At 76.2% G+C, this 17,117-nt stretch carries 16 protein-coding genes; 10 read left to right on the top strand and 6 right to left on the bottom strand.

The window, feature by feature from the left end; translation table 11 throughout:
* Window position 1: 1 nt before the first annotated feature.
* The gene (locus AB0469_RS02380; protein WP_366449419.1) at window positions 2–238 is read right to left on the bottom strand and encodes a hypothetical protein; all 237 of its coding nucleotides are present in this window, start codon (window positions 236–238) and stop codon (window positions 2–4) included.
* 250 nt (window positions 239–488) lie between these two features.
* Here AB0469_RS02380 and dacB point away from each other — a divergent pair, with 250 nt between their 5' ends.
* Window positions 489–2,123, top strand: a complete 1,635-nt coding sequence (dacB, locus tag AB0469_RS02375; RefSeq protein ID WP_366449418.1) for a D-alanyl-D-alanine carboxypeptidase/D-alanyl-D-alanine-endopeptidase — start codon at window positions 489–491, stop codon at window positions 2,121–2,123.
* Window positions 2,124–2,132: 9 nt separating this feature from the next.
* On the opposite strand, the gene AB0469_RS02370 is transcribed toward dacB, so the two are convergent.
* Window positions 2,133–2,624: an FBP domain-containing protein gene (locus AB0469_RS02370; protein ID WP_366449417.1), complete on the bottom strand. Its 492-nt coding sequence runs from the start codon at window positions 2,622–2,624 to the stop codon at window positions 2,133–2,135.
* A gap of 137 nt (window positions 2,625–2,761) precedes the next feature.
* On the opposite strand from AB0469_RS02370, the gene AB0469_RS02365 reads away from it, so the two are divergent.
* The gene (locus AB0469_RS02365) at window positions 2,762–3,997 is read left to right on the top strand and encodes a GDSL-type esterase/lipase family protein (RefSeq protein ID WP_366449416.1); all 1,236 of its coding nucleotides are present in this window, start codon (window positions 2,762–2,764) and stop codon (window positions 3,995–3,997) included.
* Between the two features lie 63 nt (window positions 3,998–4,060).
* Here the strand turns inward: AB0469_RS02365 and AB0469_RS02360 are convergent, their stop codons facing one another.
* Window positions 4,061–4,639 carry a hypothetical protein gene (locus tag AB0469_RS02360; protein WP_366449415.1) on the bottom strand — a complete coding sequence of 193 codons (579 nt, stop codon included), beginning with the start codon at window positions 4,637–4,639 and terminating at the stop codon, window positions 4,061–4,063.
* 187 nt (window positions 4,640–4,826) lie between these two features.
* The gene (locus AB0469_RS02355) at window positions 4,827–6,377 is read right to left on the bottom strand and encodes an APC family permease (protein ID WP_366449414.1); all 1,551 of its coding nucleotides are present in this window, start codon (window positions 6,375–6,377) and stop codon (window positions 4,827–4,829) included.
* A gap of 164 nt (window positions 6,378–6,541) precedes the next feature.
* Here AB0469_RS02355 and AB0469_RS02350 point away from each other — a divergent pair, with 164 nt between their 5' ends.
* Entirely contained in the window at window positions 6,542–7,180 is a 639-nt protein-coding gene (locus AB0469_RS02350) for a TetR/AcrR family transcriptional regulator (RefSeq protein ID WP_366449413.1), read from the top strand.
* Window positions 7,181–7,186: 6 nt separating this feature from the next.
* Here the strand turns inward: AB0469_RS02350 and AB0469_RS02345 are convergent, their stop codons facing one another.
* Window positions 7,187–7,540 (bottom strand): NTP pyrophosphohydrolase, encoded by a 354-nt coding sequence (locus AB0469_RS02345; protein WP_366449412.1) that lies wholly within the window; start codon window positions 7,538–7,540, stop codon window positions 7,187–7,189.
* Window positions 7,541–7,773: 233 nt separating this feature from the next.
* Between AB0469_RS02345 and AB0469_RS02340 the strand changes: the two genes are divergently transcribed.
* The 5 genes from AB0469_RS02340 (at window position 7,774) to AB0469_RS02320 (ending at window position 15,196) form a co-directional block, all read left to right on the top strand.
* The gene (locus AB0469_RS02340; protein ID WP_366449411.1) at window positions 7,774–8,478 is read left to right on the top strand and encodes a hypothetical protein; all 705 of its coding nucleotides are present in this window, start codon (window positions 7,774–7,776) and stop codon (window positions 8,476–8,478) included.
* A 58-nt stretch (window positions 8,479–8,536) separates the two neighbouring features.
* Window positions 8,537–9,121, top strand: a complete 585-nt coding sequence (gene thpR, locus AB0469_RS02335; RefSeq protein ID WP_366449410.1) for an RNA 2',3'-cyclic phosphodiesterase — start codon at window positions 8,537–8,539, stop codon at window positions 9,119–9,121.
* Window positions 9,122–9,234: 113 nt separating this feature from the next.
* Entirely contained in the window at window positions 9,235–10,212 is a 978-nt protein-coding gene (locus AB0469_RS02330; protein WP_366449409.1) for a hypothetical protein, read from the top strand.
* A gap of 86 nt (window positions 10,213–10,298) precedes the next feature.
* The gene (locus AB0469_RS02325) at window positions 10,299–12,173 is read left to right on the top strand and encodes an HSP90 family protein (RefSeq protein WP_366449408.1); all 1,875 of its coding nucleotides are present in this window, start codon (window positions 10,299–10,301) and stop codon (window positions 12,171–12,173) included.
* Window positions 12,173–15,196, top strand: coding sequence for a hypothetical protein (locus tag AB0469_RS02320; protein ID WP_366449407.1), 3,024 nt, complete (start codon window positions 12,173–12,175; stop codon window positions 15,194–15,196). Before AB0469_RS02325 ends, AB0469_RS02320 begins: the two co-directional genes overlap by 1 nt.
* A gap of 58 nt (window positions 15,197–15,254) precedes the next feature.
* On the opposite strand, the gene AB0469_RS02315 is transcribed toward AB0469_RS02320, so the two are convergent.
* Window positions 15,255–15,728: an Lrp/AsnC family transcriptional regulator gene (locus tag AB0469_RS02315; RefSeq protein ID WP_366449406.1), complete on the bottom strand. Its 474-nt coding sequence runs from the start codon at window positions 15,726–15,728 to the stop codon at window positions 15,255–15,257.
* Between the two features lie 94 nt (window positions 15,729–15,822).
* Between AB0469_RS02315 and AB0469_RS02310 the strand changes: the two genes are divergently transcribed.
* Both AB0469_RS02310 and AB0469_RS02305 read left to right on the top strand, forming a co-directional pair.
* Window positions 15,823–16,689: an LLM class flavin-dependent oxidoreductase gene (locus tag AB0469_RS02310; RefSeq protein ID WP_366449405.1), complete on the top strand. Its 867-nt coding sequence runs from the start codon at window positions 15,823–15,825 to the stop codon at window positions 16,687–16,689.
* Window positions 16,686–17,117, top strand: coding sequence for a nucleoside deaminase (locus tag AB0469_RS02305; RefSeq protein ID WP_366449404.1), 432 nt, complete (start codon window positions 16,686–16,688; stop codon window positions 17,115–17,117). The genes AB0469_RS02310 and AB0469_RS02305 overlap by 4 nt, the downstream gene beginning before the upstream one ends.

Genomic DNA, 17,117 nt, shown 5'->3' with positions numbered 1-17,117 from the left:
GTCACAGCGCGACGACGATGACCGCCGCCGCCCTGCCGCTGCGCACCAGGGCGTTCCACCTCCCCTCCGCGGCCGGGGCCGGCTCAGGAGGGGGAGCGGCGGGCGGGCGGGGGCTCGGGGGCAGCGCCGTGTTCCCGGAGCCGGGCATGCGGGAGGCCGCGAACACCCCGGGGGCCACGCGCACGGCCCCCGCTTCCATGGCGGCGGCGAGGAGGGAGACGCGATGGATCCGGGTCATGGGGTTCTCCTGGGAATACGAGGCGCGGCCTGGCCGTCCGCCGTGCGTCCGATGGTGTCGAGGAGCCGGCGCCTCGGGCGATGCCGTCCTCCTGTCCTCCATTGCGCCCCGGCGGGAGGCCCCCGTCACGTCCCTGGACTTCGGGGCTTGACGGCCGTACGGGTGACGTGCGGGGTCCGGTGGGGTGTGCCACGCTGGGCTGAGGTGTCGGTCTTCCGCCCTGAGGCAGCCGCGGCGAACGGAGCGTGCTGTGGGACATCCGATCCGTGGGGCCGCACTGCGGCGGCGTGCAGGGGCCGGGTTCGCGGCGCTGCTGCTGGCGCTGTCCGGGTCGGGTGCGGTGGCCCGTGCGGCCGCGGATCCGTCGCCGCCGCCGTCTCCCTCCGGCTCCGCAGGGGCGGGGCGGCTCGACCCGCGGATCGCGGAGATCATGCGCAAGCCCGAGTACCGGCACGCCCAGTGGGGGCTGTTGCAGACCGGGCCCGACGGAAAGCCGGTGCGGCACGCCCTGTTCCCGGGGCAGTTCTTCATCCCGGGGTCCACCGCGAAGCTGTTCTCCGTCTCCGGCACCTGGCGGACCCTGGGCACGGCCCACCGCTTCGTGACCCCGGTCTACGCCGTCGGCGAGCGCAGCGGGGGCACGCTGTACGGGGACCTCGACCTCGTCGCGCAGGGCGACCTCACGCTGGGCGGACGGACGCGTCCCGACGGGACCGTCGCCTACACCGACCTCGACCACACCTACGCCAACGACTTCCCCGGCGCGACCCTCACCCCGGAGAACCCCCTGGCGGGGATCGACCGACTGGCCCGGCAGGTGCGCGCGTCGGGCATCACCCGGGTGGACGGGGACGTGGTCGTGGACAGCCGTCTGTTCGCCGCCGACCCGGTCCTCGACCCCACGCCGACCCCGCTGATCGTCAACGACAACCTCATCGACCTCCTCACCACCCCCGGGGACCGTCCGGGCGCCGGCGCCCGCCTGGAGTGGCGGCCGAAGGTCGCCCCGTACGAGGTGACGTCGACGGTGAGGACCGTGGCGGCCGGGAAGCCGACGGCGATCACGGTGACGGCCGGTGCGGACGGCACCCGCATCCGGCTGTCCGGCACCATCGCCGCCGGCGCCGGACCCCTGCTGCGGACCTCCCCGATCACGGACCCGGCCGCCTTCGGCCGGACCGCGCTCATCGAGGCGCTGGGCCGGGCCGGGGTGACGGTCCGCGCCGCCGCGACGGGGGCCGATCCCGTCGGCCGGCTGCCGGCCGACTACCGGGGCCGCCCGCGGGTGGCCGCGTACACCTCGCCCCCGTACGAGCAGTACGCCAGGCTGATCCTCAAGGTCAGCCACAACCTGGGCGCGAACCTGGGCATCTGCCTGATGGCCGTGGCCGCCGGGAGCGGGCAGTGCGCGGACGGCTTCCCGGTCCTGGCCGGCTTCCTCGACCGCGCCGGCGTGGACCGCGGCCAGGTCGAGCTGATGGACGGCCGCGGCGGCAACCCCGCAGACCGGGCCACCCCGCAGGCGCTGGTGCAGATGCTGGCCTACTGGCAGCGCGGGCCGGACGCCCGTCTCTTCCGCGAGGCCCTGCCGATCCTGGGCGTCGACGGGCTGCTCGCCGAGAACTGCCGCGACTGCGCGGCGCGCGGGAAGGTGTTCGCCAAGACCGGTGCAGCCGTCGGCGGGGACGCGCTCAACGACCGGCTCGCGGTCGGGGCCATCACGATCGCCGGCTACCTCGACAGGGGCGGCGGCCGCTTCGACACGTTCTACGCGGGCGTCAACGGAGCCTCGACGCCGACCACCGACACCGCCGGCGTCCTGTCCATCGCCAACGACCTCGCCCTCGTCGCCGCCTACCTCCAGGAAGCGCCCGAAGGACGGTGAGGCCGCCGCTCAGGCGGTCACCTGGGCGACGAAGGCGGCGAGGTTCGCCGCGGTCCGCGCGACCTTCTCCTCCACCGTCAGGGTCTCGTGGAGCCGCGCGCCCGCGGCGGTCTCCTTGCGGCCCCGCACGTACAGCGAGCAGGCGAGGTCGTCGCACAGATAGGCACCGACCGAGTTGCCCTCCTGCCCGGCCCGTCCGGCCTTCGGCGCGACCATCAGGGCCACGCCCCCGTCGTGGGCGGTCAGGCATATCGAGCACATGCTGCGCCGGGCCTGGCCGGCGATCCGGGCGGGCCGGCGCAGGACGAGGGCCCGGGCCCGGCCGTCGACCTCGGTCACCAGGTAGGCGCGGCCCGGGGACTGGGGGTCGCGCCAGCCGAGGTAGTCCAGGTCGTCCCAGGGGCGTTCGCCCAGGTCGCGCGGGACGGACAGGCGCTTGGCCTCGCCCTTGGTGCAGTTGACGAAGGCGGCGCGGATCTCTTGCTCGGTCAGTGGCTTCATGGGAAGCACGCTAACTTGCCTAAAGGGTTTAGGGAAACCAATAATCGATGCAGGCAGGCGGTGAGCGGTCCACGGACCCCCGCGCCGGCCCCGAGCGGGCCGCAGGCCCGGCGCCCGCACCCCCAGGAAGGCCGACCATGGACCCCCGACACCCTGCCGCGCGGCCGGACCGCGACGCGGCACCCGTCCCCGCCGCCACCTTCACCACGCCCGTCACGGCGGACCTGCTGCGCGGAGCCCTCGACACCGAGCGCACCGGGCGCGGCCTGCTGCCGCACCGGCTGCCCGCCCGGGCGCGCGCCCAGAACACCGACGAGCAACTAGCCATGGCCGAGTCCCAGCCCTCGGGCGTACGGCTGGCCTTCCGCAGCGCGGCGACCGTCGTCGAGCTGGACACCCTGCCCGTCAAACGGATCTACCCGGGCGCGCCGCCGCGTCCCGACGGCGTCTACGACCTCCTCGTCGACGGCCGGCCCGCCGGACGGGCGAGCGCGGCGGGCGGCGACACCGTGACCGTCGACCTGTCCACCGGCCGCACCGAGCACCGGAGCGGGCGGCCGGCCACCCTGCGCTTCACCGGCCTGCCCGGCCGGACCAAGGGCGTGGAGATCTGGCTGCCGCACGACGAGACCACCGAGCTCCTCGCCCTGCGCACCGACGCCCCGGTCTCCCCCGCCCCGGACCGGGGCCGCCGGGTCTGGGCGCACCACGGCAGCTCGATCAGCCAGGGCTCCGGCGCCGCGGGCCCCACCGGCACCTGGCCGGCGCTCGCCGCCGCGCTCGGCGGGGTGGAGCTGGTCAACCTCGGCCTGGGGGGCGGTGCGCTGCTCGACCCGTTCACGGCCCGGGCCCTGCGCGACGCCCCGGCCGACCTGATCAGCCTGAAGCTCGGCATCAACCTGGTCAACGCCGACCTGATGCGGCTGCGCGCCTTCGGCCCCGCCGTCCACGGCTTCCTGGACACGGTCCGCGAGGGCCACCCGGCCACCCCGCTGCTGGTCGTCTCGCCGCTCCTGTGCCCCCTCCACGAGGACACCCCCGGTCCCACCGCCTTCGACACCGCCGCACTGGCCACGGGAAGGCTGCGGTTCCGCGCCGCGGGCGACCCCGCCGAGCGGGCGGCCGGGAAGCTGACGCTCACCGTCGTCCGGGAGGAGCTGGAGCGGATCGTGCGGGAGCGGGCGGCCGGGGACCCGCACCTGCACTACCTGGACGGCCGCGCGCTCTACGGCGAGGCCGACGCCGCCGAGCTGCCGCTGCCGGACGCCCTCCACCCGGACGCCGCCGCGCACCGCCGGATCGGCGAGCGCTTCGCCCGGCTGGCCTTCGGCCCGGGCGGCCCGTTCGGGGGCGGCGCGGACGGGACCGCCTGACGTCCGGGGCCGGCCGCCGACGGCCCACGCCGACGGCCCACGGCGACGGCCCCGGACGGCTCGTCAGCGCCGGCAGGTGTAGTGGGTCAGGCGGTTGCGGGCCTCCTTCTCGGAGATGCCGAGGCCGGTGCCGATGGACTCCCACGACAGGTCGTCGGCCTCGGCGATGTAGGCGGCGTCCCGGGCCACGCTCCTGGTCACCCGCTCCAGCGCGGCCACGGCCTTGAGCGCGGCCACCGGCGCCTGGCCGGCCAGGTTGTTCAGCTGGTCCTCCACGCGCTCGAGCAGGTGGGCCAGTTCGGCGGGCAGCGGTACGGTCCGGGCCTCGACCTCGTCGAGGTGGCGTTCCCAGTCCCCGCGGGGTCCCTCGATGACCTGCTCGTACAGGCTGTCGGGCTCCTCGGTCGCCCGGTCGATCGGGTACTGCGCGGCGCCGCGCCAGCCGCACGCGCAGGCGGCGCGGGCGGCGGCGGCCCGGGGCCGGTTCAGGATGCCGCTGTAGGCCCACCACTCCCGCGTCTGGCGGAGGTCGGAACCGGTGCCCGGGTCCAGGTGGACCGGGCCGGGCTCGGTACCGTCCGCCAGGAGCGCGCCGGCCCAGCCTTCGTGCGAGGCGCCGAACTCCTCCGCCGTCCACCCCATGCCCACTCCCCGTCAGCCGTCCCGCGCGGCCGCTCCGCCGGGGCGGCGGCCGCATGCTCTCGACCCACCCTGCCCACATCCGGGCCGGGCCAAGCGGCGCGCACCGCCCCGTTGGCGGCGCGCGGGGCGCGCACCGCGAACCACGCGCCCCCATCCGGCCGGGTGGGGGCGGGAAGGGGGCGGCGGGTCAGGAGACCCCGGCCGCCGGTTCGGCGGAACGGTTCCCGGAGGGGCCCGCCGCGGGCGGCTCCAGGGCGCGCAGCCTCTCCTGGGGACGCCGGACCAGCAGGTAGAGCAGGCCGGCCGTGATGACGGCCCCGGTGCCCAGGAGGCCGGCCCAGATCTGGTACCAGGGGGCGCCCGGCGGGGCCAGGACCGCCCGGGGCCAGCAGACGTTGGCCACCTCGAAGGCCGTCCACAGCACGGCGAGCGCGTTCAGGAAGGTCCCCTTGCGGCCGAGCCGGAGGTGTCCGGAGGGCACCCGGACGCCGCGCAGGCGGGCGACGAGCGCGGCCAGCGAGACCAGGAAGAACGGCAGGAACGTGGCGGCCGTGCCGAAGGCGATCAGGCTGCCGATGGCGGTGGCGTCGAGGCCCAGCAGCAGGGCGCAGCAGCTGACGGCGGTGGAGGCCAGCAGGCCGCCGATGGGGGCCTGGCGCCGGTTGACCCTGCGCACCTGGCGGGAGAAGGGGAAGACGCCGTCGCGGGCGAGGGAGTAGACGCCGCGGGCGGCGCCGCCCTGGGAGGCCATGGCGCAGGCGAGGAAGCCGATCAGGACGACGAGGACGAAGGGCTTGTCGGCCCAGGATCCGAAGGAGCTGACGACGGCGGTCGTCACCGGGTCGAGGTCCCGGCCGGCGACGACCGCGGCCGGATCGGGGTGGGCCAGGGCCACCGCCATGGCGTTGAGGATCACCACGGTGCCGACGCTCAGGAGCGCCCACCACATGGCGCGCGGCACCTGCCGTCCGGCGTCCTTGGTCTCCTCCGCCGTGGAGACGCAGGCGTCGAAGCCGATGAAGCCCCAGCCCGCGACGGCGAGGACGGCGAGGAAGGCCATCGCCGTGGATCCGCCCGACAGCCGCTCGGCCCCGAGGGTCTCGGTGAAGAGGGAGAAGCCGTGCTTGCGGAAGAACAGCAGCAGGCTGAAGCCGACCAGGACCGACGCCACCGCCTCGGCGGCGATGCCCAGGGAGACGAAGAGGCTGAGGATCCTGATCCCGAAGGCGTTGACCGCCGTACAGCCCAGCAGGATGGCCGCCGCCACCGCCACCATGGCCGCCGGGGAGGGCGTGACCCCGATCAGGGCGAAGACCCAGGGCGCGGCCAGGTAGGCGACGGTCGTGTTGCCGAACATGACGGCGAACTGCCAGACCCAGCCGCTCATCCATCCGAAGGAGGGCCCGAGCAGGCGGCGCCCCCACTGGTAGGGGCCGCCCGCGAGCGGCCACTGGGAGGCCAGTTCGGAATAGACGTGGACGACCAGGCACTGGCCGAGCAGGACGACGGGGAGCGCCCACACCCAGGCGGGCCCGGCGATGGACGTGCCGACCATGGACACGGCGTAGAGCGCGACCACGGGCGAGACCACGGCGAAGCCCATGCCGACGTTGCCCAGCGCGCCCAGGCTGCGGCGCAGCTCCTGCCGGTAGCCGAGGTCGTTCAGCCGGGCGGCGTCGCTGTTGCCGTCCCGGGGGGCTGCGGTGGCGGGTCTGCCGCCGGAAGAGGGTTCTGACACGTGACACCTCGAAGGGCAGGGGGAGCCGTCCGGCGTCCCCGGCTGCTCCCGAGCTAAATCTAACGTCGTTAGGTAACGGGGTTGCGGGGACGTTAACGCGCCCTCGGCCCCTTGGGAAGGCCTGCCGGCGGGTAACCTTGCGGCGAAAGAGGGGGAGTACCGCCGTGGGCCGACCGAGCCAGCCGCTGCTGAGCCGCGCGATCATCGCGCGCGCCGCACTGGAACTGCTCGACGAGGAGGGCCCGGACGCGCTGAAGATGCGGCCGCTGGCCGACCGCCTCGGGGTGCGCGGCGCGTCGCTCTACCACCACGTGGCATCGAAGGACGACCTGCTGGACGCGGCGTCGGAGCTCCTCAACGAGGAGATCGACCTCGCTCCGCTCCAGGACCCGCAATGGCGCCGGGGAATCGCCGAGTACGCCCGCGGCTACCGCCGGGTGTACCTGCGGCACCCGCACATGATCGCGCTGGTGGCCCGCCGCCGGGTCGAGGCCGACCGGGCCCTGCGCGGCTACGACGCCCTGCTGGCCGCCCTGGTCCGGGCGGGCTGCACCCCCGCCGGGGCGGCGGAGGCGGCCGCGGCCCTCGACTACCTGGTCCTCGGCTCCGCCCTGGAGACCTTCACGGCGGGCTTCACCCGCGCCCCGGGCGACTACCGCCCGGGCTACCCCGCCCTCGCCGACTCCCTCGAATCGGCGCGGGCCCGGCCCGGCGGCCTCGCCGGCCTGGACGACCGCGGCTTCGAACTGGGCCTGCGGCTCATCCTGGACGGCCTGGCCGCGCGGCGGGCGGACGCGGTCTGACGGGCCTCAGACCGGCCGGACCGTACGGGGGCCCGCGCACCGGGCGCCGTACGCCCGGACCCGCTCGCGCAGCGCGCGGTCGGCGGTGACGACCGTGCAGGGCCGGTCGGCGTGGACGGCGGCGAGCTCCACGATGAGGTCGTCCCCGCTGCCGGACGCGGACTCGACCCGCACCCCGGGCACGGACCCGACCCCCCGGGCGGCTCCCTCGACGACGAGGATCACCTCCTCACCGCCCTCCCGCTCCGCCAGCCGGTCCCGCAGCCGCTCGGCGGCCCCCCTGCGGTCCCGCCACCACCCGTCGGGCACGGACCCGACGACATTGGCGGCGTCGACGATCAGCACGGGCCGCGCACTCATGAAACCTCCCGGCCGCGCCGCACCCGGCCCGGCGTGACGCGCATCGCTCGTCCGACCACGCCCCGTGATTCTCCCACGCCGCCTCCGCCGGCCCGGGCCCGCTCCGGCCCTGACATGATCCGTGATCACGGCCGGAGCGGGGAGCGGGGGCGGCATTGGGCACGGGCAGCGAGAGGACCGGGGCGGGAGCCCCTCCCCCGCCCGCGACGCCTGCGGGCGACGGGGGATCCCGAGTGCCTGAGGAGCCCCTCCCCCTGGCGACCCGCTCCCTGGTCCGGGAGTCCGCGCGGGCCCGGGAGCTGCTGGACGGCGGTCGTTGGCGGCTGGACCCCGCGGACGCCGGGGCCGTGGCGGACGTGCTGGAGCGGGTCGGAGCCCCTCTGCCGCGGCGGCGGGGGGCGGCGGCGGGACTGCGGGCGGGGGATCGTGACAGGCGGCTGCAGCGGGTGGAACGGGCCGCGGTCCACCACCTCGACGCCGGTGCCGTCAGCCCGGCCGCCGCCGCGCTGATGGCCGCCGTCGCCCGGGCCCTGCTGCCCTGGCACGGGGCCCCGAACCCGCCCCCCGCGGCCGCGGCCCCGAGGTACGGAGCGGGGTCCTGCCCCGCGCCGCCCACCGGGGCGGGCGAGGGCCTGCTCCCCGGGCTGGCCGCGCTGTTCACCGCCCTGCGCGCGACGGGCGGCTCCGCCTCCCCGCTCACGCCGCCGGCAGTGCCCTGGCGGGCCCGGCACGCGGGCCGGTTCCGGCACCACACCAGGCCCGCACCCGGGGTGTGGGCGGCCCGGACCGTCGGCTGTCCGGGGTGCGGGGGCCAGGACGGGCCGTGGGACGTGGCCTGCGACTGGCGCCGGGTCGCGCTGGGCTGTCCCTGCGGGGCCGTGCACCGTGATCACGGCCTGTCCCTCTCCGAGGTCTGGCTCGTGCTGCCGGAGGCCTGACCGGATCCCACTGACCGTCAGCTGGTTCCGGCGGCCCCGGCACGGTACGAAGTCCCCTGTGAAGCATCAGACCCACAGCGCGACCGTCCGCGTGTTCATCGCCCTCGCCCCGCCCGACGACGCGAAGGAGGAGCTGGAGCGGGAGCTGCTGCCCGCCTACGAGGCGTACCCGCGCATGCGGTGGAACCGGATCGAGGACTGGCACATCACCCTCGCCTTCCTCGGCGAACTCCCGGCCGCGGCCGTCCCCCGCCTGCGCGGGCCCCTCGCCGGCCTCGCCGCGATACGCCGGCCCCTGCGGCTGGCACTGCGCGGCGGGGGCCACTTCGACGAGCGGGTGCTGTGGACCGGGATCGACGGGGACCTCAACGGGCTGCACCTGCTGGCCTCCGAGGTCCGCTCCCTCGTCCGGGAGTGCGGCGTCCCCTACGAGGGCCGGCCCCTGCGCCCCCACCTGACGCTGGCCCGCGCCCGCCGCAGCGACACCGCCAGCGTGCCGGAGGCCGCCGCCGGCCTCACCGCGTTCGCCGGCCGGCCCTGGCAGGCGGGGCGGCTGCACCTGGTGGGCAGCAACATCGGGCGCGGTCCGGGGCCGATCCACTACCGCGACATCGAGTCCTGGGGGTTCGGGGGCGGGAACTGAGCGCCCGGCCGGGAAACAGTTGTGCGATCCACGGGACCCCGTGATACTCACTACCTCCACGGGGGCGGAGATCGACGTCCCCTGCCGGGAACGTGCACAGCAAGGGGTGGGTCATGGCGTTGCTCCGGGGGGCGGGGCTGTCGCTGAAGCGATGGGCGGGCAGAGCGCCCGCGCCGCAGCTGCAGAAGGACTTCGGCGATCCCGCGGTGACGCGGATCCGCGAGGCCGCGGAGGCGGCGGACTGGGCCGGGGTCCGGGACGGGCTCCAGGCGCACCCGGAGGACGGCGACCGCTCCTGGCTGCTGTGGACGGTCGGCGACACCGCCGGGGTCGAGCGGTGGATCGGGGACGCCGTCGCGGCGGAGCCCGGCTCGGCGCTGTCCCTGCTCGTCGCCGGGGCCCGCTCCATCAGCTGGGGCTGGGAGGCCCGGACGGGGGCGCGGGCGGCGGACGTCTCGCGCGAGCAGTTCGAGGTGTTCCACGAGCGGCTGCGCCGGGCCGAGGAGTGGCTGTACCGGGCCGCCGAGCTGGAGCCCTCCTGGGTCTCCCCCTGGCACTTCCTCCAGGTCAGCGGCCGCGGTCTGGAGGTCGGCCCGGTCCTGGCGCGGCGCCGCTTCGAGGCGGTCGTGCGCCGTGACCCGTACCATCTGCGGGCCCACCAGCAGCAGTTGCAGCAGGTCTGCAAGAAGTGGGGCGGCTCGCACGAGGAGATGCACGACTTCGCCCGCCGGTCGATGCTCGCCGCGCCCGAGGGCAGTCCGCTCGGCCAGCTCGTCGCGGTCGCGCACATCGAGCACTGGCTCTCCCTCGGCGACGGCCCCGACTGGCAGTACATGCGCCGCCCGGAGACGGCCGCGTCGCTGGCGGAGGCCGCCGAGCGGTCCGTCCTGCACCCGGACGCCGAACGGGGCAGGGGGTGGGCGCAGGTCTGCAACAGCTTCGCCCTGGCCTTCTCCCTCGCGGGCGAGCGGGAGCCGGCGCGCCGCTGTTTCGAGCTGACGCAGAACACCGTCACCGAGTTCCCCTGGAACCACGTCAACACGGACCCGGTGACGGCCTACCGCCGGCACCGCTCGTCCGTCGGCGCCTGACCGACCGGGCCCCGGCCCTCCCCCCTCCCCGCACACCGCGCGGCGCGCAGCCGCGGCGCGGTGTGCCTACCGAAAGATGCCCCAAGGTGCCGCACTCCGAGTCCGCCCACACCTTCCAGGTCGACCTCCGCGGTCTGGTGGACCTGCTGTCCCACCACCTCTACTCCAGCCCGCGCGTCTACCTGCGCGAGCTCCTGCAGAACGCGGTGGACGCCATCACGGCCCGCCGCGCCGCCGACCCGTCCGCCCCCGCCTCCATCACCGTCCGCACCGGGGACGCGCTCACCATCACCGACAGCGGGATCGGCCTGACCGAGGCCGACGTCCACCGCTTCCTCGCCACCATCGGCCGCAGCTCCAAGCGCACCACGGACGGCGGGCTCGACGGGGCCGGGCTCGACGCGGCGCGCGGTGACTTCATCGGGCAGTTCGGCATCGGCCTGCTCGCCTGCTTCGTCGTCGCGGACGAGATCACCGTGGTCAGCCGGCACGCCGGCGACCCCGCCGCACCCGCCGTCGAGTGGCGCGGCCACTCCGACGGCCGGTACACCCTGCGCACCCTGCCGGCCGACGCCGCCGTCGAGCCCGGCACCACGGTCCGGCTCGTTCCGCGCGCCGACAACGCCGAGTGGACGTCCCCCGCCCGGGTCGTCGAGCTCGCCCGGCACTACGGGAGCCTGCTCCCGTACCGGGTCACGGTCACCGGACCCGGCGGGGACACCGTCCGGATCGACGCGCCGCCGCCGTGGGAGCAGGAGCACCGCTCCCCGCTGGCCCGCCGCGAGGCCCTGGCCGCCTACTGCCGCACCGTCTTCGACTTCGCGCCGCTCGACACCATCGAGCTCGACCTGCCCGCGGCCGGGCTGCGCGGTGTCGCGTACGTCCTGCCGACGGCGCTCAGCCCGGCGCAGCGCGCGGGCCACCGCGTGCACCTGAAGGGCATGCTGCTCAGCGACCGGGCGACGGAACTGCTGCCCGACTGGGCGTTCTTCGTGCGCTGCGTCATCGACACGACCAGCCTGCGCCCGACCGCGTCCCGCGAGGCGCTGTACGAGGACGGCACCCTGTCGGCGGTCCGGGACGCGCTGGGCGTCCGGATCCGGGACTGGCTGACCGGGCTCGCGGCGAGCGATCCCGCGCTGCTGCACCGGTTCATCGACACCCACCACCTCGCGGTGAAGGCCCTCGCCCGGTACGACGACGAGCTGCTGCGCATCGTGCTGCCGTGGCTGCCGTTCGAGACCACCGACGGCAACGTCACCCTGGAGGAGTTCGCCCGGGCCCACGCCACGGTCCTCGTCACGCGCAGCGTGGAGGAGTTCCGGCAGGTCGCGCCGATCGCCGCCGCGGCCGGCCTCGGGGTCGTCAACGGCGGCTACACCTACGACCGGGACCTGGTGCACCGGCTGCCCGAGATCCGGCCGGGCACGGCCGTGACGGACCTGGACCCGGCCACGGTCACCGCGCACCTGGACGCGGTGGAGCCGTCCGCCGAGATCCGCGCGGCGGCGTTCCTGGGCATCGCGCGGGAGGTGATCGCCGCCCAGGACTGCGACGTGGTCCTGCGCGACTTCCAGCCGGTGACGGCCCCGGCGCTGCTGCTGGACAACCGGGAGGCCCGGCACGAGCGGACCCGGTCCACGCTGGCCGCCGACAGCGACGGCCTGTGGGCCGACATCCTGGGATCCCTGCGCAACGAGACCCCGCGCGCCCAGCTGGTGCTCAACCACCTCAACCCGCTGGTGCGCCAGGCCGTCACGATCGAGGAGCGCGGGCTCGCGGTCGCCGCCGCCGAGTCCCTGTACGGGCAGGCGCTGCTGCTGAGCCGCCGCCCGCTCAAGGCGAGCGAGAGCGCCCTGCTCAACCGGGCCTTCATCGGCCTGCTCACCCACGCCATGCACCCCGGGGGCCGCGGCGGCGACAGCGCCGCGTCCGGCTCCGGCTTCCGGAAGGACTCGTGATGACGGACACCCCGGAGGCCGTGTTCGAGGCGCTGCGCGAGAACCACGACCGCCCGCACGGCCTGCAGCGGACCATCACCGCCGAGGAACTGGTCGAGGCGGCCGAGCCGTTCGAGAAGCCCGAGGTGCTGGTCACGGCGCTGATGGAGCTGATGACGGCGTACGAGTTCACCGGCGAGCACCGCAAGGCGCCGGTGGTCTTCGCCCGGCTGCTGAAGCTGTGGGAGGACGCCCCGGGCGCGTTCAGCGAATGGGAGGCGGGCCAGGTCCTGTGGCGGTTCAAGTGGGTGACCACCTCGCTGCTCCAGGTGCCCGAGGTCCCGCTGGCCGTGATCGAGGCCTGGACCGGGCGGATGCGGGAGCGGTACGAGGCGGACGGGCACGGCGTGCAGCCGGTGGCGGCGATGCGCTACCACGTGGCCGCGCACACGGGCAGCGGTGTCGCCGACGCGTACGACCTGTGGGCGACGCGGCCGCGGACGCAGCTCAGCGACTGCGAGGCCTGCGAGACGCGGACCCACGCGCTGTTCCGGCTGTCGTCCGGTGAGGACGCGGCGGCACTGGAGCTGTGGGAGCCGGTGCTCTCCGGCTCCTCCTCGTGCTCGGAGGAGCCGCAGTCGAGCCGGGCGAGGGCGCTGCTGGCGCTGGTGCGCGAGGGCCGCACCGACGAGGCGCGGGCGTACCACCTGACCGGGTACCGCGCGGTGCGCGGCAAGGCGGGGACGCAGCAGGAGGTGGGGCTGCACCTGGAGTTCTGCGCGCTCACCCGCAACGAGGGGCGGGGGCTGGAGGTCCTGGCCGAGAACCGGCCCCTGTTCGAGGCGGCCGGCGCCCCGCTGAGCCGCCTCGGGTTCCTGACCGGCGTCGAGGTGCTGCTCGCCCGGCTGGTGGCGGACGGGCACGCGGACACCCCGGTCGCCGGGCCGCCGGGCCGCCAGTGGACGGCCGGCGCGCTGCTGGACACCGTACGCGCCGAGGCGGAGGGGCTGGCCGCCGCCTTCGACGCGCGCAACGGCACGACGGCGGTCGGCGACCGGCGGCGGGCCCGGCTGGAGCGGGCGCCGCTGCTGGACGAGCCGCTGCCGCTGGGGCTGCGCACCGGGGTCGCCGCCGTGCGCCCGGCGGCCGCGGCCCGCGCGGCGACGGCCGTCCCCGCGCGGGCGGTCCGGGAGGTCCCGGGCGACTTCGTCGCGCTGGTGCGGGAGGCCCGGCGGCTGGACGCCCTGGGGCACCCGGGCGACGCGCCGCTGTGGGCGCGGATCGCCGAGGCGGCGGATGCCGAGGGCTACGTGCACGACGAACGGGTCGGCCCGGAGGCCCGGCTGCGGGCCGAGCTCGCCGAACAGCACGCGTTCGCCCTGCGGGTGCGGGACCGCGAGGCCGAGGCCCTCGGGGCCATGGCGGAGGCCGCCGGCCTGTTCGAGCGGGCCGGCATGGTCTGGGACGCCCTCTCGGCCCGGGCGATGGTCCTCGCCTGGACGGTGCGGCCCGACGCGGAGGACGGGCCGGCGGCCGACGCGGAGGCCCGGGACCCCGAGGCGGTGCGGGCCGGGCTCGACGCGCTCGTGCGGGAGGCGGGGGAACTCGCGGCCGCGGGCACGGACGCCGGCGCCGCCTACGAGGTACCCGGCGCCGACGGCACGGTCGCCGGCACCGGACCGGGCAGCATCGCCGCCCGGCGGTACCTGGCGGTGCTGTACGCGCGGGTGTACGGCGCCTTCCACGAGGCCATCGCCGAGGCGCCGGAGGTGTCCGGGGCCACCCGGGAGCGGTTCGACGCGGCGGCCGACGCCCTGCGCGCGGAGGCGCTGCGGCTGTCCGCGCCCTACCAGGCGGCCAACGCGCTGGACTTCCGCGCCACCCTCGACCTGCGCCTCGGTGAGACCGAGCGGGCCGAGCGGGGGCTGCGGGCCGTGCTGGAGGAGCTGGCGACCGGTGCTCCGGAGCGTCCCTGGAAGGGCAACCGGCCCCGGGCGGTGCTCGCGCAGGTCCTGCTCGCCCGGGGACGGCACGAGGAGGCCGCCGAGCTGCTGCACCAGGCGATCGCCCTCACGGTCCGCCACGACGACCCGGGCTTCCCGCTGGCGCCCGCCCACGCGATGCTCGGCCACGCGGCGACGCACACCGGCGACACCGCCGGCGCCGTGCGGCACCTCTCCGAGGCCGCGGACCGCTTCGACCGGGACGGCGACCACGACCAGGCGGCCGACGTCCGGCTCCAGCTGGCGGACCTGCTCCGGGGCGCCGGCCGGGCGGCGGAGGCCGTCGCCGTCCTGGAGTCGGTGGCCGCCGACGGGACCGCCGGCTCCGTCGATCCGCGCCTGCTCGCACAGGGGCGGCTGAGCCTGGCCCGGGGGCTGCGGGAGCTGGACGAACACCTGGCGGCCGCCGAGGAGTTCCTGCGGCTGGCCGACTCCGCCGCGTCCTGGGGCGGGGAGGGCCGGGCGGTGCTCACCTCGGTGGCCTCGGAGGCGGCGGTCGCGCTCGCGACGGCCGACCGCCCGGAGGCCGCCCGGGCGGCGTACGCCCGGGCCCTCGCCACGCACGCGCAGGCCCCCAACCCCTCGGTGATCACGCAGATGATGCGCGAGTTCGCCCGCCTCAACCAGGCGGCCCGGGGTGCGGAGGGCGTGGAGGCCTCGCTCGCCCACCTCGCGGAGGCCGACGCCGTGTGCGCGGCGACCGCGCAGGACGCCGAGGAGTTCACCCCCTGGTTCGAGGCCGGCAGCATCCGCTACCGGCGCGCCCTCGTCCTCGCGGACGCCGGACGCTTCCCGGAGGCGCTGGCCGAGGCCGAGGCGTCGGTGGCCGCGCACGAAGGGGGCGGGGAGCAGGGCGAGGAGGCCCGTGCGGAGGCCGTGCGCGTCGCGGCGCTGATCGAGCACAACGGCCTGGGCCGTACCGGGGCCGCCGCCGCCCGCCTCGCGGCGGGCGCGGCCCGCTGCGACCGGAGCGGGCTCCCGGAGGCGGCCCGCATCCTGGAGGGCCTGCGCCGGGAGATCACCTCCTCCCACGAGGGCTGAACCCCCCGTACCGTGCCCGGCGTCCGAAACTGGGCGCCGGGCACGGGCGTGCCACCCCTCAGCGGCGCCGGCCGCCCGCCGCCGGCCGGGGCTCGCGCGGGCCGCGCAGCGGCAGGGTCCGGCTGAAGACGAGGTTGGTGGTCGTGCTCCCGAACTGGGCGAGCGCGTCGACGATCTCCTCGAGGTGGCCCATCGACGTGGCCGTCACGCGCAGGACGTAGCAGTCGTCCCCGGTGGTGCGCAGGCACTCCAGGATCTCGGGGCGTTCCGCGAGCAGCCGGCGCAGCGGCTCGTGCCGGGTGCCGGGGTACTTCAGCCGGACCACCGCGAGCACGGCGTGCCCGGTGCGTTCGAGGTCGACCTCCGCCCGGTACCCGGTGATCACCCGGAGCGCCTCCAGCCGGCGGACCCGCTCGGTGGTCGCCGACGCGCTCAGGTTGACGCGGCGCGCCAGTTCGGTGAAAGGGATCCGGCCGTCGCGCTGGAGCTCCTCCAGGATCGCCCAGTCGGTCGGATCAAGACTCTCGGTCATCGGCCCAGATTACCGGCCGATCCACGGGCGAACGCCCTCCGGACCGGCGGGAATCCCTTCTGGGGGCCGGTACCGGCTGACTAGGCTCGGCGGCGTGAAGATCGGAGTCAACATCCTCAATTTCGGCCCGGGCACCGACCCGGGCGTACTGCGCGGCTGGGCCCACACGGTGGAGGGCCTGGGCTTCGACCTGCTGATGGTCTCGGACCACGTCGCCGTCACGCCCGATGTCGCCGAACGCTATCCGGCGCCCTTCTACGAGCCGTTCACCACCTTGTCCTGGCTGGCCGGGATCACCAGCCGGGTGCGGCTCGGCACGACGGTCCTCGTGGCCCCGTACCGTCACCCGCTGCTGACCGCGCGGATGGCGGCCAACCTGGACGACCTCAGCGGCGGCCGGCTGGTCCTCGGCGTGGGGGTGGGCTGGGCGCGGGAGGAGTTCGCCGCCCTGGGCGTCCCGTTCGAGCGGCGCGGCCGGCTCACCGACGCACACCTGCGGGACGTCCGGGCGGCCTGGGCGGACACCGCCTCCTACGGCCGGCGGAGCATCCCGGTGTGGGTCGGCGGCAACAGCGAGGCGGGCATGCGGCGGGCCGTGCGCCTCGGGGACGCCTGGCATCCGCTGCGCGTCACCCTGCCGTGGCTGCGCGGGGCCGCGGACCGGCTGCGGGCGTACGCGGACGAACTCGGCGGCCCCGTGCCCGCACTGGCCCCGCGCATCGCCCTGAAGCTCACCGGCACGCCCGTGGAGGGGCCCCGGCGCCTGGCCGGCGAGGGCACGATCGACCAGGTCGTGGACGACGTCGAACAACTCCGCCTGCTGGGCGCCGAGTCCGTCGTCCTCGACCCCTACGGCGGAGACCCGCGCGAGACGCAGCGTCCGCAGGCGGCCTGGCGGGACCTCGCCGCCGTCGCCGCACACCTCGACCTTTCCCGCCCCCTCACGACGGAGCAGCCGTGACCACCACCCCCGACGACCGCACCCTCCTCCTGCGGGCGGTCGCCCTCGCGGCCGAGGCCCGGGCGGCCGGCGACCCGCCGTTCGGATCGCTGCTGGCGGCACCGGACGGGACGGTGCTGGCCGAGGAGCGCAACACGACGCTGACCGGCCGCGACATCACCGCCCACCCCGAGCTCAAGCTGGCGCGGTGGGCGGCGCGGGAACTGGACCCGGCGGCGGCGGCCCGCACCACGATGTACACCAGCTGCGAACCCTGCACGATGTGCGGGGCGGTCATCCGGCAGGCCGGCCTGCGACGGGTGGTCTTCGCCCTGTCGGGCGCACAGCTGCTGGACATCAGACCGGCCGGCGGCCGGCCGCCCGTCCCTCAGGACGGCCCCGCCCTGTTCGACGAGGTGCGGGCGGTGGTGGAGGGCTACTACCGCTGA

Source organism: Streptomyces sp. NPDC093801, assembly GCF_040701585.1.
Classification (GTDB): Bacteria; Actinomycetota; Actinomycetes; order Streptomycetales; family Streptomycetaceae; genus Streptomyces.
This window is presented reverse-complemented; position numbering and strand designations above follow the sequence as displayed.

Coding starts and splice junctions, on each gene's coding strand:
- AB0469_RS02380 (WP_366449419.1), bottom strand. CDS start 238: ATGACCCGGATCCATCGCGTCTCCCTCCTCGCCGCCGCCATGGAAGCG.
- AB0469_RS02370 (WP_366449417.1), bottom strand. CDS start 2,624: ATGAAGCCACTGACCGAGCAAGAGATCCGCGCCGCCTTCGTCAACTGC.
- AB0469_RS02365 (WP_366449416.1), top strand. CDS start 2,762: ATGGACCCCCGACACCCTGCCGCGCGGCCGGACCGCGACGCGGCACCC.
- AB0469_RS02360 (WP_366449415.1), bottom strand. CDS start 4,639: ATGGGGTGGACGGCGGAGGAGTTCGGCGCCTCGCACGAAGGCTGGGCC.
- AB0469_RS02345 (WP_366449412.1), bottom strand. CDS start 7,540: ATGAGTGCGCGGCCCGTGCTGATCGTCGACGCCGCCAATGTCGTCGGG.
- AB0469_RS02330 (WP_366449409.1), top strand. CDS start 9,235: ATGGCGTTGCTCCGGGGGGCGGGGCTGTCGCTGAAGCGATGGGCGGGC.
- AB0469_RS02320 (WP_366449407.1), top strand. CDS start 12,173: ATGACGGACACCCCGGAGGCCGTGTTCGAGGCGCTGCGCGAGAACCAC.
- AB0469_RS02315 (WP_366449406.1), bottom strand. CDS start 15,728: ATGACCGAGAGTCTTGATCCGACCGACTGGGCGATCCTGGAGGAGCTC.